At 64.7% G+C, this 14422-nt stretch carries 17 protein-coding genes; 10 read left to right on the top strand and 7 right to left on the bottom strand.

Annotated elements, in window-relative coordinates:
* Positions 1-3 precede the first annotated feature (3 nt).
* On the bottom strand, positions 4-474 hold the full coding sequence (locus DSM43276_RS16905) for an Rv3235 family protein (RefSeq protein ID WP_078330879.1): 471 nt from the start codon (positions 472-474) through the stop codon (positions 4-6).
* A gap of 174 nt (positions 475-648) precedes the next feature.
* On the opposite strand from DSM43276_RS16905, the gene DSM43276_RS16900 reads away from it, so the two are divergent.
* The 4 genes from DSM43276_RS16900 to DSM43276_RS16885 all read left to right on the top strand — a co-directional run bounded on the left by DSM43276_RS16900 (position 649) and on the right by DSM43276_RS16885 (position 5110).
* Positions 649-2058, top strand: coding sequence for a WS/DGAT/MGAT family O-acyltransferase (locus DSM43276_RS16900; RefSeq protein WP_078330880.1), 1410 nt, complete (start codon positions 649-651; stop codon positions 2056-2058).
* Between the two features lie 5 nt (positions 2059-2063).
* The gene (locus DSM43276_RS16895; protein ID WP_078324111.1) at positions 2064-2564 is read left to right on the top strand and encodes a DUF6912 family protein; all 501 of its coding nucleotides are present in this window, start codon (positions 2064-2066) and stop codon (positions 2562-2564) included.
* 102 nt (positions 2565-2666) lie between these two features.
* Positions 2667-3806, top strand: a complete 1140-nt coding sequence (locus DSM43276_RS16890) for a ferredoxin reductase (protein WP_078330881.1) — start codon at positions 2667-2669, stop codon at positions 3804-3806.
* A 74-nt stretch (positions 3807-3880) separates the two neighbouring features.
* Positions 3881-5110 (top strand): fatty acid desaturase family protein, encoded by a 1230-nt coding sequence (locus DSM43276_RS16885; protein WP_078330882.1) that lies wholly within the window; start codon positions 3881-3883, stop codon positions 5108-5110.
* A 275-nt stretch (positions 5111-5385) separates the two neighbouring features.
* Here DSM43276_RS16885 and rsgA read toward each other — a convergent pair whose 3' ends face one another.
* Together rsgA and aroA are read right to left on the bottom strand one after the other, a co-directional pair.
* Positions 5386-6378 (bottom strand): ribosome small subunit-dependent GTPase A, encoded by a 993-nt coding sequence (gene rsgA / locus DSM43276_RS16880; protein WP_078330883.1) that lies wholly within the window; start codon positions 6376-6378, stop codon positions 5386-5388.
* On the bottom strand, positions 6375-7706 hold the full coding sequence (gene aroA, locus DSM43276_RS16875; protein WP_078330884.1) for a 3-phosphoshikimate 1-carboxyvinyltransferase: 1332 nt from the start codon (positions 7704-7706) through the stop codon (positions 6375-6377). Before aroA ends, rsgA begins: the two co-directional genes overlap by 4 nt.
* Positions 7707-7764: 58 nt before the next feature.
* Between aroA and DSM43276_RS16870 the strand changes: the two genes are divergently transcribed.
* Positions 7765-8535, top strand: coding sequence for an SOS response-associated peptidase (locus DSM43276_RS16870; RefSeq protein ID WP_078330944.1), 771 nt, complete (start codon positions 7765-7767; stop codon positions 8533-8535).
* Here the strand turns inward: DSM43276_RS16870 and DSM43276_RS16865 are convergent.
* Positions 8522-9028, bottom strand: a complete 507-nt coding sequence (locus tag DSM43276_RS16865) for an aminoacyl-tRNA deacylase (RefSeq protein ID WP_078323765.1) — start codon at positions 9026-9028, stop codon at positions 8522-8524. The two genes, DSM43276_RS16870 and DSM43276_RS16865, sit on opposite strands and share 14 nt — an antisense overlap.
* 182 nt (positions 9029-9210) lie before the next feature.
* On the opposite strand from DSM43276_RS16865, the gene DSM43276_RS16860 reads away from it, so the two are divergent.
* Together DSM43276_RS16860 and rsrA are read left to right on the top strand one after the other, a co-directional pair.
* The gene (locus DSM43276_RS16860; RefSeq protein ID WP_078324113.1) at positions 9211-9912 is read left to right on the top strand and encodes a sigma-70 family RNA polymerase sigma factor; all 702 of its coding nucleotides are present in this window, start codon (positions 9211-9213) and stop codon (positions 9910-9912) included.
* Positions 9909-10217: a mycothiol system anti-sigma-R factor gene (rsrA, locus tag DSM43276_RS16855; RefSeq protein WP_078330885.1), complete on the top strand. Its 309-nt coding sequence runs from the start codon at positions 9909-9911 to the stop codon at positions 10215-10217. Before DSM43276_RS16860 ends, rsrA begins: the two co-directional genes overlap by 4 nt.
* Before the next feature lie 2 nt (positions 10218-10219).
* Here the strand turns inward: rsrA and DSM43276_RS24105 are convergent, their stop codons facing one another.
* Positions 10220-10294, bottom strand: coding sequence for a 50S ribosomal protein bL37 (locus tag DSM43276_RS24105; RefSeq protein ID WP_085988129.1), 75 nt, complete (start codon positions 10292-10294; stop codon positions 10220-10222).
* A 191-nt stretch (positions 10295-10485) separates the two neighbouring features.
* Here DSM43276_RS24105 and DSM43276_RS16840 point away from each other — a divergent pair, with 191 nt between their 5' ends.
* Positions 10486-10704 carry a biotin/lipoyl-binding carrier protein gene (locus DSM43276_RS16840; RefSeq protein WP_005056341.1) on the top strand — a complete coding sequence of 73 codons (219 nt, stop codon included), beginning with the start codon at positions 10486-10488 and terminating at the stop codon, positions 10702-10704.
* Positions 10705-10715: 11 nt separating this feature from the next.
* The gene (locus tag DSM43276_RS16835) at positions 10716-12206 is read left to right on the top strand and encodes a sensor histidine kinase (protein WP_078323768.1); all 1491 of its coding nucleotides are present in this window, start codon (positions 10716-10718) and stop codon (positions 12204-12206) included.
* Between the two features lie 82 nt (positions 12207-12288).
* On the opposite strand, the gene DSM43276_RS16830 is transcribed toward DSM43276_RS16835, so the two are convergent.
* On the bottom strand, positions 12289-12543 hold the full coding sequence (locus DSM43276_RS16830) for a WhiB family transcriptional regulator (protein WP_005056343.1): 255 nt from the start codon (positions 12541-12543) through the stop codon (positions 12289-12291).
* Between the two features lie 416 nt (positions 12544-12959).
* A complete protein-coding gene (locus tag DSM43276_RS16825; RefSeq protein WP_078330887.1) occupies positions 12960-13937 on the bottom strand; it encodes a diacylglycerol/lipid kinase family protein in 978 nt (325 codons plus the stop codon).
* A 76-nt stretch (positions 13938-14013) separates the two neighbouring features.
* Here DSM43276_RS16825 and DSM43276_RS16820 point away from each other — a divergent pair, with 76 nt between their 5' ends.
* Positions 14014-14421 carry a hypothetical protein gene (locus DSM43276_RS16820; protein WP_078323770.1) on the top strand — a complete coding sequence of 136 codons (408 nt, stop codon included), beginning with the start codon at positions 14014-14016 and terminating at the stop codon, positions 14419-14421.
* The last annotated feature ends 1 nt before the right edge of the window (position 14422 follow it).

The raw sequence follows: 14422 nt of genomic DNA, 5'->3' as shown, positions 1-14422 counted from the left end.
GCGTCAGCCGAGCTGCAACGCGACCACGAGCCAGTTTCCCCGCACGGATCGGATACGTCCGGCGAATGCCCTGACGCGTCCGCCGCGCTCGAAGGTTCCGAAGATTTCGGCGGTGTCGTCCGCGCAACGGCGCACCCGAATCTTGCAGAGCCGGGCTGCAGTGGTGGTGGGGGTGCGCGAGGAACGTGCCATGACCGCACTCAGTGGCCCGTCGGCCAGCAGCGGGCGCAGCTGGACTATCGGTCGGCGCCGGTCCATCACTTCCAGGACCCGGCGCATCGCGGCATCCGCGAACGCAACCGCCTCAGGCGGCGGGGACTGTTCGCGCAGATGTGCCTGGCGCTTGATACCTGCTGGCCGGGCCCGCGATTGGCGCAACCTCGCCGGACGTGGTGACTGACAGGCCGGTGGCAAGCTGGCCAGCACCGGCTCCGGTTCGTAGTCGGCAACCCGGGTGACATAGCGATGAGACATTTCCCCTCCAGTGAATGAGCCCCCTCATTCGCTCTGCTGGAGAGGCGCAGAACGTTGGCGATCATGATCGCACAGCCGGGGTCCAGGGCGCCAGGGTACGGTTGGCGGGACGTTCGGCACGGCGGCGCCGCTGGGTACAAGTGGCGAGGTTCTTAGGGGAAGGCGGCGCGGATCGTGGTCAGCAGGTTGTCCGCGCTTGACGCATCGTTCTTCTCCAGCGAGGACAGCTCAACCCCGATGCACGTCGGCTCGTTGGCGATCATCCGCAAGCCCCGGGGCGGCTTCACATACGAGGAGCTTCTTGCGTTGGTGGAGCGCAGGCTCCCGCAGGCTCCGCGCTATCGGCAGAGGGTCAAGGAGATCGGGTTCGGGCTGGCCCGGCCGGTCTGGCTGGACGACGTAGATTTCGACATCACCTACCACATTCGCCGCTCGGCGTTGCCGTCCCCGGGCAGTGACGGTCAGCTGCAGGATCTGGTGGCACGCTTGACATCTCGCCCGCTGGATCGGTCGCGGCCGCTGTGGGAGATGTACCTGGTTGAGGGGTTATCCAAGAACCGGCTGGCCATTTATACCAAGACGCATCAGGCTCTGGTGGACGGCCAATCCGCGCTCGAACTGGGACAGGTCATGTTCGACCGGACAGCCCGCACCCCGGACTTTGGTGAGGATATCTGGGTTCCTGAGCATGAACCGAGCAACAGTGAGCTGGTTGCCGGTGCGGTCGCGGAATGGTTGGCGCGCCCCGGCGCCCGGCTGGAGGCTGTGCGCAGCGCGGTCGCCGATGCCGCGTCGCTGACGGGCGAGATCGGCGAGTTGGGGGAGCGCATGGCCAAGGTGGTGCGAACCGCGGCCCGCGGCGCCGCCCCGCGCGGGCCACTTAACCAACGCGTTTCGCGCAGTAGGCGATTCAGCGTGGTGACCACCAAGCTGGCCGACTATCGGCGGGTGCGTGCCAAATACGATTGCGATGTCAACGATGTGGTATTGGCGGTAATCGCTGGGGCGCTGCGCAATTGGTTGATGAGCAGGGGAGAGCCGGTCACCACTACCTCGATGATTCGGGCGATGGTGCCGATGTCGGTGTACCGGGATGGCGACCTGGATGTTCTCGCCGAGGGCGCCGCCACCACGGAGGTGTCGCCGTTCCTTGTCGACCTCCCGGTCGGTGAGGGCAACACCGTGGTGAGGTTGTCGCAGATAGCGCACGCCACCGAATCGCATTCAGCGGCATTCAGTTTGGTGGATGTGCCGAACATGGCGGCCCTCTCTGGATTCGTCCCGCCGACCTTGCATGCGTTGGCCGCCCGCGTCGCCAGCACACTGCCGAACCGTTTGTTCAATCTGCTGGTCACGAATGTGCCTGGGCCGCAGGCCCCGATGTACATCGGGGGCGCGCGCTTGGCGGAGATCTACCCGGTGCCCCCGCTGTTGCGCAATCAGGTGTTGTCGATTGGGCTGACTTCGTACAACGGCGTCGTGTATTACGGAATCAACGCTGATCGTGATGCGATGCCGGACGCGGACATGCTTCCGGTGCTGATCACCGAGGCGCTCGACGAATTGTTGGAGGCGGCGCAGTAATGCCCATGCAGGTCTATATCCCGGTGACACTCGCGATGCTGCGCGAATTGGTGGCCGAAGGTGAGTTGTGGCCGGTGAACGGCACCGCTTTCGCGGTGACGCCGGCGCTGCGCGAGGCCTATTCCGCGGGCGACGAGGATGAGCTGTCGGAGGTGGCGATGCGTGAGGCGGCGCTGGCCTCGCTGCGGCTGCTGGCCAACCACGACGGCGACGACGAGTTACCGGCCCGACGGGCGGTGCTGGTGGCGACCGCCGAGGAGGCCAAGCTGCGTCCGGATCTGGACGATGCCGTGGTGCGGTTGGCGGCCGCGGTGCCGATATCTGCGGTGGTGGCCGCACACGTCGACCTGGCGCAGGCCGAACCGGACGTGGTGCGTGCGGCCGAGGTGATCGACGCCGCGGACCTGGGCGACGAGGATGCCGAGCTGGTGGTCGGGGATGCGCAAGACCATGATCTGGCCTGGTACGCGACCCAAGAACTGCCGTTCCTGCTCGACCTGCTGTAGGCAGCATGACCAGGCCGATTGGCCTGTTCCCGACCGGTAACCTACGGTAGCGTAGGTTACGCCTCGCTGGGCATCCCCTTCGTCAATGGAAGGTCATCGGCTGTGAAACTGGCTTCCTGGCTCGACGCATCGGCTCCGGGTGGGCCCAAGTCACGCCATGCTGCGGTAAACGTCTTGCGTGGCTTGGCTTCTCGCATCACCACGCCACTGCTGCCGGATGACTATCTGAGCCTGGCCAACCCGCTGTGGTCCGCGCGTGAATTGCGGGGCCGCGTGGTCAGCGTGCGCAAGGAAACGAGTGACTCCGCGACCCTGGAAATCAAGCCGGGCTGGGGCTTCCGCTTCGACTATCACCCCGGTCAGTACGTCGGCATCGGCGTGCTCATCGACGGTCGTTGGCGCTGGCGGTCGTACTCGCTGACATCGGCACCCGTGCACGCCGGCGGTTCGGGGCGCACCATCACCATCACCGTCAAGGCGATGCCCGAGGGGTTCCTCTCTACACACCTGGTCAACGGCCTGGAGCCGGGCACCATCGTGCGGCTTGCCGCCCCTCAGGGCAATTTCGTGCTGGACGACCCCGCGCCACCCGCGATCCTGTTCCTCACTGCGGGCAGTGGCGTCACCCCGGTGATGTCGATGCTGCGTACCTTGGTGCGGCGCTCGGCCGCCGCGGACCTGCCGCTGCCCGACGTGGTGCACCTGCATTCGGCGCCCACTGAGAGTGACGTGATGTTCGCCGGGGAGCTTGCGGAGCTGTCCGAAGCGCACCCGTCGTACCACTACCGGCTCCGGACGACGAAAACGCAGGGGCGTTTGGATCTGTCCTCGCTGGCCTCCGAGGTGCCCGACTGGGCGCAACGCCAGACGTGGGCGTGCGGCCCAGAAGGCATGCTCGACGATGCGCAGCGGGTGTGGGCCGATGCCGGTGTCGTCGAACTGCTGCACCTGGAGAGATTCGCGGTGTCGCGGGCCGCGCCGCATGGACAGGGCGGTCTGGTCACCTTCGCGCGTAGTGGCAAGCAGCGGGCGGCCGATGCTGCCACCTCGCTGATGGAGGCGGGGGAGGAAGCCGGGGTGCAGATGCCCTTCGGGTGCCGGATGGGGATCTGCCAGACCTGTGTGGTGCCGCTGCTGGAAGGGCACGCACGCGACCTGCGCAACGGCACCGAGCATGAGCCCGGAACACGGATCCAAACCTGTGTTTCCGCAGCGTCAGGGGATTGCGTACTCGACGTGTGAGGTTAACGGCCTAGTAACCTACGGTGCCGTAGGTTACGCTATCGTAGGCACGAACCGGCGAAGGGAGCTCACCGATGGCGATTGCGGATATCCAAGAATTCGCGCACCTCACCGAGGCTGATGTTGAGGCCCTCGGACATGAGCTGGACGCGATCCGTCGGGATGTCGAGGAATCGCTCGGAGCTGCCGACCGCCGCTATATTCGCCGCACCATCGCGGCACAGCGAACCCTGGAAGTGGGCGGGCGCGTGCTGCTGGCGGCGAGTAAGAAGCGGTCAGCCTGGTGGGCGGGAGCAGTGACTCTCGGCGTGGCCAAGATCGTCGAGAACATGGAGATCGGTCACAACGTCATGCACGGCCAGTGGGACTGGATGAACGATCCCGAAATCCATTCCTCCAATTGGGAATGGGACATGGTAGACCCGTCCTCACACTGGAAGCAGACCCACAACTACATTCACCACAAGTACACGAATGTGCTTGGCATGGACGACGATGTGGGCTACGGCCTGCTGCGCATCACCCGTGACAAGAAGTGGACGCCATTCAATCTTGGCAACCTTGCGTACAACACGTTGCTGATGCTCCTGTTTGAATGGGGTGTTGGGGCACAGCATTTGGAGCTGGGCAAGGTGGCGCAGGGGCGCGCCGACAAGGAAGAGTTCGCGGCCAAACGTGAAGAGGTGCTGGCCAAGATAGGCAAGCAGGTGGCCAAGGATTATGTCCTGTACCCCGCGGCCAGCGCGCTCTCACCGTCGGGCAGTTTCCGTAAGACCGCCACCGCCAACGCGCTGGCCAATGTGATCCGGAACATCTGGTCCAACGCCGTCATTTTCTGCGGACACTTCCCGGATGGTGCCGAGAAGTTCACCAAGCAAGACCTGGCGAACGAGACGCAGGGTCAGTGGTATCTGCGACAGATGTTGGGCAGCGCCAACTTTGACGCCGGCCCGGGGATGGCCTTCATGAGCGGCAACCTGTGCCATCAGATCGAGCACCACCTGTTCCCGGATCTGCCGAGTAATCGGTTGTCCACGGTGGCGGTGCGAGTGCGTGAACTGTGCGACAAGTACGACCTGCCGTACACCTCCGGCCCGTTCCTGGTGCAATACGCCAAGGCTTGGCGGACCATCGCCAAGCTGTCATTGCCGGACAAGTACCTGAAATACACTGCCGACAACGCTCCGGAAACCCGCAGTGTCAAGATGTTTGACGATCTGGAGCCACGTGAGCGTCGTGGGCTGAAGTCTGCCTTTGCCGCCGTGCGCGAACGCAGAAAGACCCGCCGCAGCGTCAAGGTCTGACGAGAGTACGCAAAAGCCCCCGAACGCTTAGGTGCGTCGGGGGCTTTTACGTTGGGTTGCGGTATGGCTATCCCAAACCGGAGACGGATAGCCACATGGTTGCCCAGGCAGCGACACCACATGCGGAAATGGCTGCCACGCTAGCGATTCTGCGGAAGTAACTCGTCATCTGTCAGCCCCTGACCCTCATTGGCTGTCTCCGTTGCAGCCACTGATGGCAACGCTAATCGGCGTGTGCTGTTCCCGCGATCTGAGAAGGGCCTCGCAACCAAGAGTTAGGACGTTGTTAACACAGAAAGCAGCTGGCGAACCGCTATTACCCGTTTCGCCGAGGCTCCCGTCAACTCGTCGAGCATGCATTCGGGATCTGCTGGCGGGCCAAGGTGCTGGCAGCCGCGCGGGCAGTCGTTGATTGCCCCGGACAGGTCGCTGAACGCGCCCACCACATCGGACGGCTGGATATGGGCCAAACCGAACGACCTGATACCCGGGGTGTCGATGACCCAGCCCGACGGATGCAGCGGGAGCGCTATCGATTGAGTCGAGGTGTGGCGCCCCTTGCCGACTCCGGTCACCTCACCTGTGGCTCGGTGAGCCTCGGGGACAAGGCGGTTCACCAACGTGGACTTGCCCACCCCGGAATGGCCGAGTAGCGCGGTGAGACGGCCGGACAGTGTGTCCATGATGGGTTCCAGCGGCGCATCGCGTCCCACGTTGATGACCTGTAGATCGAGATCGGCGAACTGCGCGGCGAACGCATCAGGGTCTGCGAGATCGGTTTTGGTGAGTCCGAGGATTGGGATGAGGCCCCCGGCATAGGCGGCGATGAGCGTGCGCTCCACCAGGCCGGTGCGCGGTGGGGGATCGGCGACCGCCACCACGATCAGCAATTGGTCGGCGTTGGCCACGAAGATGCGCTCGAAGGGGTCGGTGTCATCGGCGGTGCGGCGCAACACCGTTCGCCGTTCCTCGAGCCGCACGATGCGGGCCAGTGCGTCGGGGCGCCCGGACAGATCACCGACCAGGCTTACGGTATCGCCCACCACAATCGGGGTACGGCCGAGTTCTCGTGCCCGCATCGCGGTGACTTGACGGGTGGGGTCAGGTGCTGAACCATCCTGCAACACACAGCCCCAGCGGCCGCGGTCCACGGTGATGACCATCGCGGGCACCGCGTCGGCATGCTCGGGACGATTCTTGGTGCGAGGCCGCGAGCGTCGGCCCGGCCGGATGCGGGCGTCGGACTCGTCGTACTCGCGCGGACTCAAGAGGTGCGACCGCCCGGTCCCGATGAGCCGCTTACGCGAAGAGCTTCAGATTGGGCGAGCATGTCGGCCCACATTCCGGGGAAGTCGGGCAGCGTCTTACTGGTGGTGGCGATGTCGTCGACGGACACTCCCGGCACTTTCAGGCCGACAAGGGCTCCGGCCGTGGCCATCCGGTGATCCGCGTATGAGCCCCAGACCCCGCCGTGCAGATCAGTGGCGACGATCCGAAGGCCGTCCTCAGTCTCCTCGCATTGCCCACCGAGGGTGTTGATTTCGTGGGCGAGCGCCTTGAGCCGGTCGGTTTCGTGCCCTCGCAGATGGGAGACGCCGCGCAGTGTGGAGACGCTCCCGGGCTCGGCCAGAGCGGCCAGCGCTGCCACCGTTGGGGTCAGCTCGCCGACCTCGCCAAGGTCCAGATCGACACCGCCATAACCGGTCTGGCCGGTGACCTCCAGATGCGAATCCGTCAGTGAGACATTGTGCGCGAACCGGCGCACCACGTCCTCGATCTGACGCGCGGGCTGAGTGGACTTTCGCGGCCAGTCGATGATGCGCACGATGCCGCCGGTGGCCAGCGCCGGCGCGATGAAAGCCAGCGCGTTCGACAAGTCCGGCTCGATCACCCAGTGGTGCGCGGGAATTGGTTGCGGGTCGATATGCCAGCGGCCGGGGGTGGAGTCGTCCACCGCGATGCCCGCCTCGCGCAACATCGTGACCGTCATGACCACATGCGGCCCCGAGGGCAGCACGTCCGCGGTGTTCACGGCCGTCAGGCCCTCGGTGAATGCGGCACCGGAAAGGAGAAGGCCGGAAACGAATTGGGACGATCCCGAGGCGTCGACGCCGACCTCGCCGCCACGTACCTGCCCGGTGCCGGCCACCGTGAAGGGCAGGTGCTGCCCCTCGATGCCGACCCCGATCGCACGCAGTGCGTCCAACAGGGGAGCGATAGGTCGGGCACGTGCCTGATCGTCACCGTCGAAGACGCTGGGGGCGTGGCGAAGTGCGGCCACCGGTGGCAGGAATCGAAGGACCGTTCCGGCAAGCCCGCAGTCGACCGTCGAGGTGTCACCGTCGCCGGATCCGGGAGAGATGGTCAGGTCGGTGCCGTCACCTGTGATGTCGCACCCCAACGCGCGTAGCGCTCCGATCATGAGGTCGGTGTCACGGCTGCGCAATGCGCCGCCCACCGTGGAGGTGCCGCCCTCACGTGCGGCCAGCGCGGCGAGGACGAATGCTCGATTGGTCTGAGATTTCGAGCCGGGCATGGTGATGGTCGCGTTGACGGAACTGTCGATCGTTGGTGCCTGCCAGAGTCCGCTTGTCACCGCCCTATTGTCCCGGACGCATACCTGCGGTGTCGGCCCCGGGTGGCACGATGGCGATATGTGCGGACGGTACGCGGTGACGATCGACCCGGCGCTGCTCGCCGTCGAGATCGATGCGGTGGACGAGATAGACACAGTGAGTCAGTCGACCGGGCCGCAGCAGCTTCCCACCATCCCGAACTACAACGTTGCGCCGACTGATCCGGTACTCACCGTGGTGGCACGACATCGCGAACCCGGCGACGTTCCCACTCGTCGCGTCCGCGCCATGCGCTGGGGTTTGGTGCCGACATGGGCCAAAGCGCGCGAAGACGGCCGACCGCAGGCCAAGGGCGCGCCGCTGATCAATGCACGCGCGGAAAGTCTCACCACGGCCGCAACCTTCCGTGTCGCCGCGCAGTCCAAGCGGTGCCTCGTCCCGATGGACGGCTGGTACGAGTGGCGCAAGCAGGATGGCGCCAAGACGGCGTTCTATATGAATGCGGGCGACGGGAAGCGATTGTTCGCGGCGGGATTGTGGTCGGTGTGGAAGCCCAGTAAGGAAGCGGCACCCCTGCTGAGCTGCACGATCGTTACCACCGATGCCGTCGGCCCACTGCTGGAGATTCACGACCGGATGCCGTTGATGTTGGGTGCCGAATCGTGGGACCGGTGGCTGGACCCGGACCAGGATCTGGATCAGCGCCTGCTGCAGCCCGCCGGCCAGGTAGCCGGCATCGACACGCGTCAGGTGTCATCGCTGGTGAACAGTGTCGCGAACAATGGGCCGGAGCTGCTCGCACCGGATGACGGAGCCCAGGCAGTGGGGGAGCAGATCACCCTGCTGTGACGGACGCCGTGACCGCAGAGGTGAGTCGGACCAGGTCGGTGGGCGCCAGTGCCATCTGCAGCCCGCGTTTTCCGGCACTGCACAGGATGCGACCCCACGTCAGGGCCGACGAATCGATCACGGTGGGCAATGGTTTTCGTTGTCCGAGCGGAGAGATCCCGCCGACCACGTAGCCGGAGCTGCGTTCGGCCGCCGCCGGGTCGGCCATGGTGGCCTTCCCACGACCGAGAGCCGCCGCCGCGGCCTTGAGTGAGAGGGTCGCGGGCACCGGGATGACCGCGACCGCCAGATCCGCCCCGCGGTCCAGCGAGATCAACAGTGTCTTGAAGATCTGCTCGGGAACCAATCCGGAGCCCGCCAGCGCGCGCACCGCCTCGTCGCCGAACGCGTTCTCTCCGGGACGGTGTTCGTAGGGCAACAGTTCATAGTCGACCCCGGCAGCGATCAACGCGGCGACGGCCGGAGTGGCAGCTTTGACGGCCTTGGAACCCACGATCTGGACAGTAGTGCCCGGCAATGCGCCGCTGGCGCGAGGAGCATCAGGCCGGGTCCAGTGAATTTTGAGTTGACAGTCGAGATACTTTGGGAAATACCCCGGCACGAGTCGGTGTTGAGCAGTGTGTCCGCAACGAGCGGACTATGGTCCTCAACACGGAAGGGGTATTGCAGGTGACAATGGCGTGCCTCGAACGTCCGATGTCGGTGCCGATCCGTATGGTCGGTGTCGCTACCGAAAGGACCGCCGTGACAGACACCGCAGATCCCTCTAATCAGGCGATTCACGTCGAGACGGAGGCTGAGCGGGCCGCACGCTTCGAGCGTGACGCGTTACCGCTGCTGGATCAGCTCTACGGTGCTGCGCTGCGGATGACCAGAAATCCCGCGGACGCGGAGGACCTGGTGCAGGAGACGATGGTCAAGGCGTACGCCGGGTTCGGGACCTTTAAGGAAGGCACCAACCTCAAGGCGTGGCTGTACCGGATTCTGACCAATACCTACATCAATATCTATCGCAAGAAGCAGCGTCAGCCCGCGGAGTATCCGACTGAGGAGATCACCGACTGGCAGCTGGCCGCGAATGCTGAGCACACCTCGACGGGGCTGCGGTCGGCGGAGATCGAAGCGCTCGACGTGCTGCCTGACGACGAAATCAAAGAAGCGTTGAATAAGCTGCCGGAAGAATTCCGGATGGCCGTGTACTACGCGGACGTCGAAGGCTTCCCCTACAAGGAGATCGCCGAGATCATGGACACCCCGATTGGCACGGTTATGTCGCGGTTGCACCGCGGCCGTCGCCAGCTTCGCGAATTGCTGGCCGAAGTGGCCAAGGAGCGTGGCTTCCTGCGCAACAATGAGTTGGCGGAGGGCCGGGCATGACCGACGGTGAGCTGAAGAACAGTGCCGACAAGGGTGGCAACTGCGAGGTATCGGGTTGCGCCGAGGTGATCGCGGAGGTGTGGACCCTCCTCGACGGTGAATGCAGCGCGGAGAGCAGCGCACGGCTGCGGCATCATCTCGAAGAGTGCCCGGGCTGCCTGCAGCATTACGGCATCGAAGAGCAGATCAAAACACTCGTAGCCCGCAAGTGCGGTGGAGAAAAGGCACCTGACGGGCTACGTGAGCGTCTTAAGTTGAAGATCACTCAGACCACCGTCATCGAGCGGCGGGCTGAGAACTCCTAGCGCTAGCTGTTGGGACGCTTGCCGTGGTTGGCGGCGTTGTGCTTGCGGCTGCGCTTCTTGCGACCACGCTTGGCCATGGGAATCTCCTTACCGATCAAATGGGTTCCGGGGGTGAGCCCGGCTGACAGGCCGGCTGCGCATAACGCGCGCCGGTGTGTGTATCCATTCTCTCATGCCGGTGAGGGTGGTTGAACGCGTGGATCCCGTACGTGTGGTTCGATACTGAGGACCAGTAATCGGATGTTGACGAGAGCGAGGTGGCGCGCAGGTGGCCGAGGAAGTACACGCCGAGATCGTGGCCAGCGTGCTGGAAGTACTCGTCAAGAAGGGTGACGCGATCGCTGAAGGCGACACCATTGTCCTGCTGGAATCCATGAAGATGGAGATCCCGGTGCTCGCCGAGGTGGCGGGAACTATCGGTGACGTGAGCGTTTCCGTGGGCGACGTGATCCAGGCCGGCGACTTGATCGCCGTCATCGACGACTAGATCGCCACCACATGTCCACTCTCGGTGACCTGCTTGCCGAGCACACCATGCTGCCGGGTGAAGCGGTCGATCACCTGCACGCCGTGGTCGCCGAATGGCAGCTACTGGCCGACCTCTCCTTCGCCGATTACCTGATGTGGGTGCACCGCGACGACGACGCCTTCGTCTGCGTCGCCCAGTGCCGACCCAATACCGCGCCGACCATCATCGACAGCGATGCCGTGGGCACCGTCGCCAAGACCTCAGACGTTCCGTTGGTCGAAGCGGCATTCACCTCCGGTTCCATCGAGCGCGAGAGTGACTCGGACCTGACCGAGCACGCCTCCGAGCTCAACGTGGAGGCGGTCCCGGTGCGCTGTGGGGACCGCACGGTGGCGGTGTTGACCCACCAGACCGCGTTGGCCTCCCGGCTCAAGAAGGGCGTACTGGAACGCGCGTATCTGGAGTGTGCGGGCGATCTGCTGGTGATGCTCACCGAGGGAACGTTCCCGAATGTGGCCGATCAGGCGATGTCGCGCTCCAGCCCCCGGGTGGGCGACGGATTCATCAGACTCGATGTCTCCGGTGAGGTCCGATATGCCAGCCCCAACGCGTTGTCGGCGTATCACCGCATGGGTTTGGCCAGCGATCTGCAGGGGCATGACCTCATGGAGGTCACCAAGCCGCTGATCTCTGATCCGTTCGAGGGTCAGGAGCTGGCAGCGCACCTCCGCGACGTGCTTGCCGGCGGCCCGAGTATGCGTATGGAGGTCGACGCACGCGGTGCCGCGGTGCTCATTCGCACGCTGCCGCTCATTGTGCGCGGCTCATCGGTGGGGGCGCTGCTGCTGACCCGTGATGTGACGGAGGTCAAGCGTCGCGATCGGGCGCTGCTGTCCAAGGACGCGACCATCCGCGAGATCCACCACCGGGTGAAGAACAACTTGCAGACCGTGGCCGCGTTGCTGCGGCTGCAGGCTCGGCGTACCCAGAACGAGGAAGCCCGCGAAGCGCTTTTCGAATCGGTCCGGCGGGTGTCGTCCATTGCGTTGGTCCACGATGCGTTGTCCATGTCGGTGGACGAGGAGGTCAACCTCGACGAGGTGATCGACCGGATCATGCCGATCATGACCGATGTGGCGACCGTCGACACCAAGGTGCGTGTCTCCCGTGAGGGCGCGCTGGGAGTGCTCGACTCCGACCGGGCGACACCGTTGATCATGGTGATCACCGAGCTGGTCCAGAACGCCATTGAGCACGCATTCGAAGAGGGTGCGCAGGGCCAGGTGATCATCAGGGCTGAGCGGTCGGCGCGCTGGCTCGATGTTGTCGTGCACGACGACGGGCGGGGACTACCCGACGGATTCAGCGTGGAGACATCAGATCGGCTGGGTTTGCAGATCGTCAGGACGCTGGTGTCGGCGGAGATCGACGGTTCGCTGGATATGCGCAGCGACCCGGAGGGTGGAACAAACGCGGTGCTTCGGGTGCCTTTGGGCCGGCGTGCTCGCTTGATGGCCTGAAAGTCCCTGCGCGGCGCGCGATCCGGCTGAGAGCAGCAAAGAACCCGGCACCAAATTGTGCCGGGTTCTGATTGCTGCGACGTTAGACGGCGCTGCGGGCGCGAGCGCGAGCGTTGCGACGCTTGAGGGCGCGGCGCTCATCTTCGCTGAGGCCACCCCACACACCTGCGTCCTGGCCCGACTCCAGCGCCCAGGTAAGGCACTCGGTCGTCACCGGACAGCGGTTACAGACGAGCTTTGCGTCAGCGATCTGGGCGAGGGCCGGTCCGCTGTTCCCTACGGGGAAGAACAGTTCAGGATCCTCGTCGCGACAGACCGCCTTATGGCGCCAATCCATAGTTGTGCACTCCTTTTTCATCGCGCGCGCCACAAGCGCACGAGATCAATGTTTTTCGGCTGTTAACGCGTGCGTACCAAATGTTTCTGCACTGTTGCTTCCGATCGTTTCACAAGCTCAGCAGAAGTCAATAGCGTGAGTTAACACGTGGTCAATCTCACTCGGGGGTGGTGTCTGCGGACTCCACATTCGTTTGTACTACACTAAGCCGATCTGCGCCTTGAATCTGGCGAGATTCCCTCATTTTCCCAGGTGGCCTGGTGCTACTGGTGAGTAACATCACGGCCCATCGGGGCTCGACTACGTGAAGTAGTACATCAAATCCAGCACAGGTGTGACGTGGACCGCGTTGCGCCTGTGAATCGGCTGTGCCCGGAACGGACTGTCGCTCAACACTATTGCGCTTCGAGCGCGGCTCAGAAAGGTGCGTCGGAGGGTTTTGCCGGCGCGACCACGTCGAGAACGTCGCGCTCCGCGGTGAAGGTCAGGTCGCTGCGCATCCCGAGGAAATCACCGTCGACCTGGGTGGCGATCGGTGCTGACGCGCGTATCCGCACCCACGGGACGTCGTCTTCACGCACCAGGTGATTGGCTGCCGGACGATCGGGGCGAGGCGCACCCACCATGTGGCGGACCAGACGAAGATTCGCCGTCACATTCATGCTCTTCGACGCGAACACGCCCAAACCGCTCTCGAAACCGGTGCCGGGATTTGTCCAGATGGCACGCTCGTTGGCGTACGTCCACGGGTTGGAATTGCTGATAAACGCGAAATGGACACCCGCCTGCGGCTCCTGGCCGGGCAGCTCGACGGTGAGGGTCGGCTGGCGCCGGGCGGCACGGAAGAAGCTCAGTACCGCGCGGGTGACATAGCGCCCGGCCGTGACCTGCTTGCCCTTGTTGCGGTGAGCCTCCATTGCGGCAACCACCTCGCCGTCCAGGCCCATACCCGCGTTGAAGATGAACCAGCGCTCGCCGCAGTGCCCAAGGCCGATGCGGCGCCATCGTCGCTGGTCGCGACGGTGTTCGTCCAGCAGATCGACGACTTGATTGGTGGCCTGGACAGGGTCGGCCGATATACCCAGCGTCCGGGCGAACACGTTGGCCGAACCGCCCGGAACCACCGCGATGGCGGGCAACGGACCGGGCGCCGGGTGTCCCGGCCGACCGAGCAGCCCGTTCACCACCTCGCTGACCGTGCCGTCGCCGCCGTGTACGACGATGACGGCCGCCCCGTCGTCGGCTGCGCGGCGGGCCAGCTCGCTGGCGTGGCCGCGGTGGTCGGTGTGCAGAACCTCCAGGTGCACACGGCTTTCGAGTGCGTGAGCCAGCAGGTCACGCCCTGCCGCCGTCGTCGAGGTGGCATTGGGATTCACGATGAGGACCGCACGCACGGGGCATGAGCCTAGTCGGATGTTCCTCGCGCAAGCTGCTCATCACAGTGGTGCTGGGTCCACATAGGCTTGTCGGGTGACCACAGCCGTTCCGAACACCGTTCGCCGCGCCGGGATGATCGTTGCCGGTGAAGGCGCCGTCGGATTGGTGATCGCGGTTGTTCTTGTGGTGCGCGCGGCCGGCGGCGCCGACCAGCATCTGGTGAACGGGTACGGCACCGCCGCCTGGTTCGCGACATTCGGCACCGCAGTACTTGCCGCGGGGCTGGCGCTCGCCACAGGGAAACGTTGGGGCAGAGGGATCGCGGTGATGATGCAGCTGCTGCTGCTGCCCGTCGCGTGGTACGCGGCCGTGGGGTCGCACCAACCCGCACTGGGTGTACCTATCGCGATCGTCGCGGTGGTCGCACTTGTGCTGCTGTTCAGTCCTACCGCGCAGATGTGGGCCACCGGTGACGAGGTCGGCGCTGACGAATCCGACTAGC

This window comes from Mycobacteroides salmoniphilum (genome assembly GCF_004924335.1).
Lineage (GTDB): Bacteria > Actinomycetota > Actinomycetes > Mycobacteriales > Mycobacteriaceae > Mycobacterium > Mycobacterium salmoniphilum.
The sequence above is the reverse complement of the archived record's forward strand: the minus strand, read 5'-3'. Positions and strand labels throughout refer to the sequence as shown.

Excerpts from the sequence above, each read along its gene's own strand:
- rsrA (WP_078330885.1), top strand. The coding sequence starts at position 9,909 with ATGACCGACGGTGAGCTGAAGAACAGTGCCGACAAGGGTGGCAACTGC.
- DSM43276_RS16870 (WP_078330944.1), top strand. The coding sequence starts at position 7,765 with ATGTGCGGACGGTACGCGGTGACGATCGACCCGGCGCTGCTCGCCGTC.
- DSM43276_RS16885 (WP_078330882.1), top strand. The coding sequence starts at position 3,881 with ATGGCGATTGCGGATATCCAAGAATTCGCGCACCTCACCGAGGCTGAT.
- DSM43276_RS16830 (WP_005056343.1), bottom strand. The coding sequence starts at position 12,543 with ATGGATTGGCGCCATAAGGCGGTCTGTCGCGACGAGGATCCTGAACTG.
- DSM43276_RS16835 (WP_078323768.1), top strand. The coding sequence starts at position 10,716 with ATGTCCACTCTCGGTGACCTGCTTGCCGAGCACACCATGCTGCCGGGT.
- DSM43276_RS16905 (WP_078330879.1), bottom strand. The coding sequence starts at position 474 with ATGTCTCATCGCTATGTCACCCGGGTTGCCGACTACGAACCGGAGCCG.
- DSM43276_RS16860 (WP_078324113.1), top strand. The coding sequence starts at position 9,211 with ATGGCGTGCCTCGAACGTCCGATGTCGGTGCCGATCCGTATGGTCGGT.
- DSM43276_RS16895 (WP_078324111.1), top strand. The coding sequence starts at position 2,064 with ATGCAGGTCTATATCCCGGTGACACTCGCGATGCTGCGCGAATTGGTG.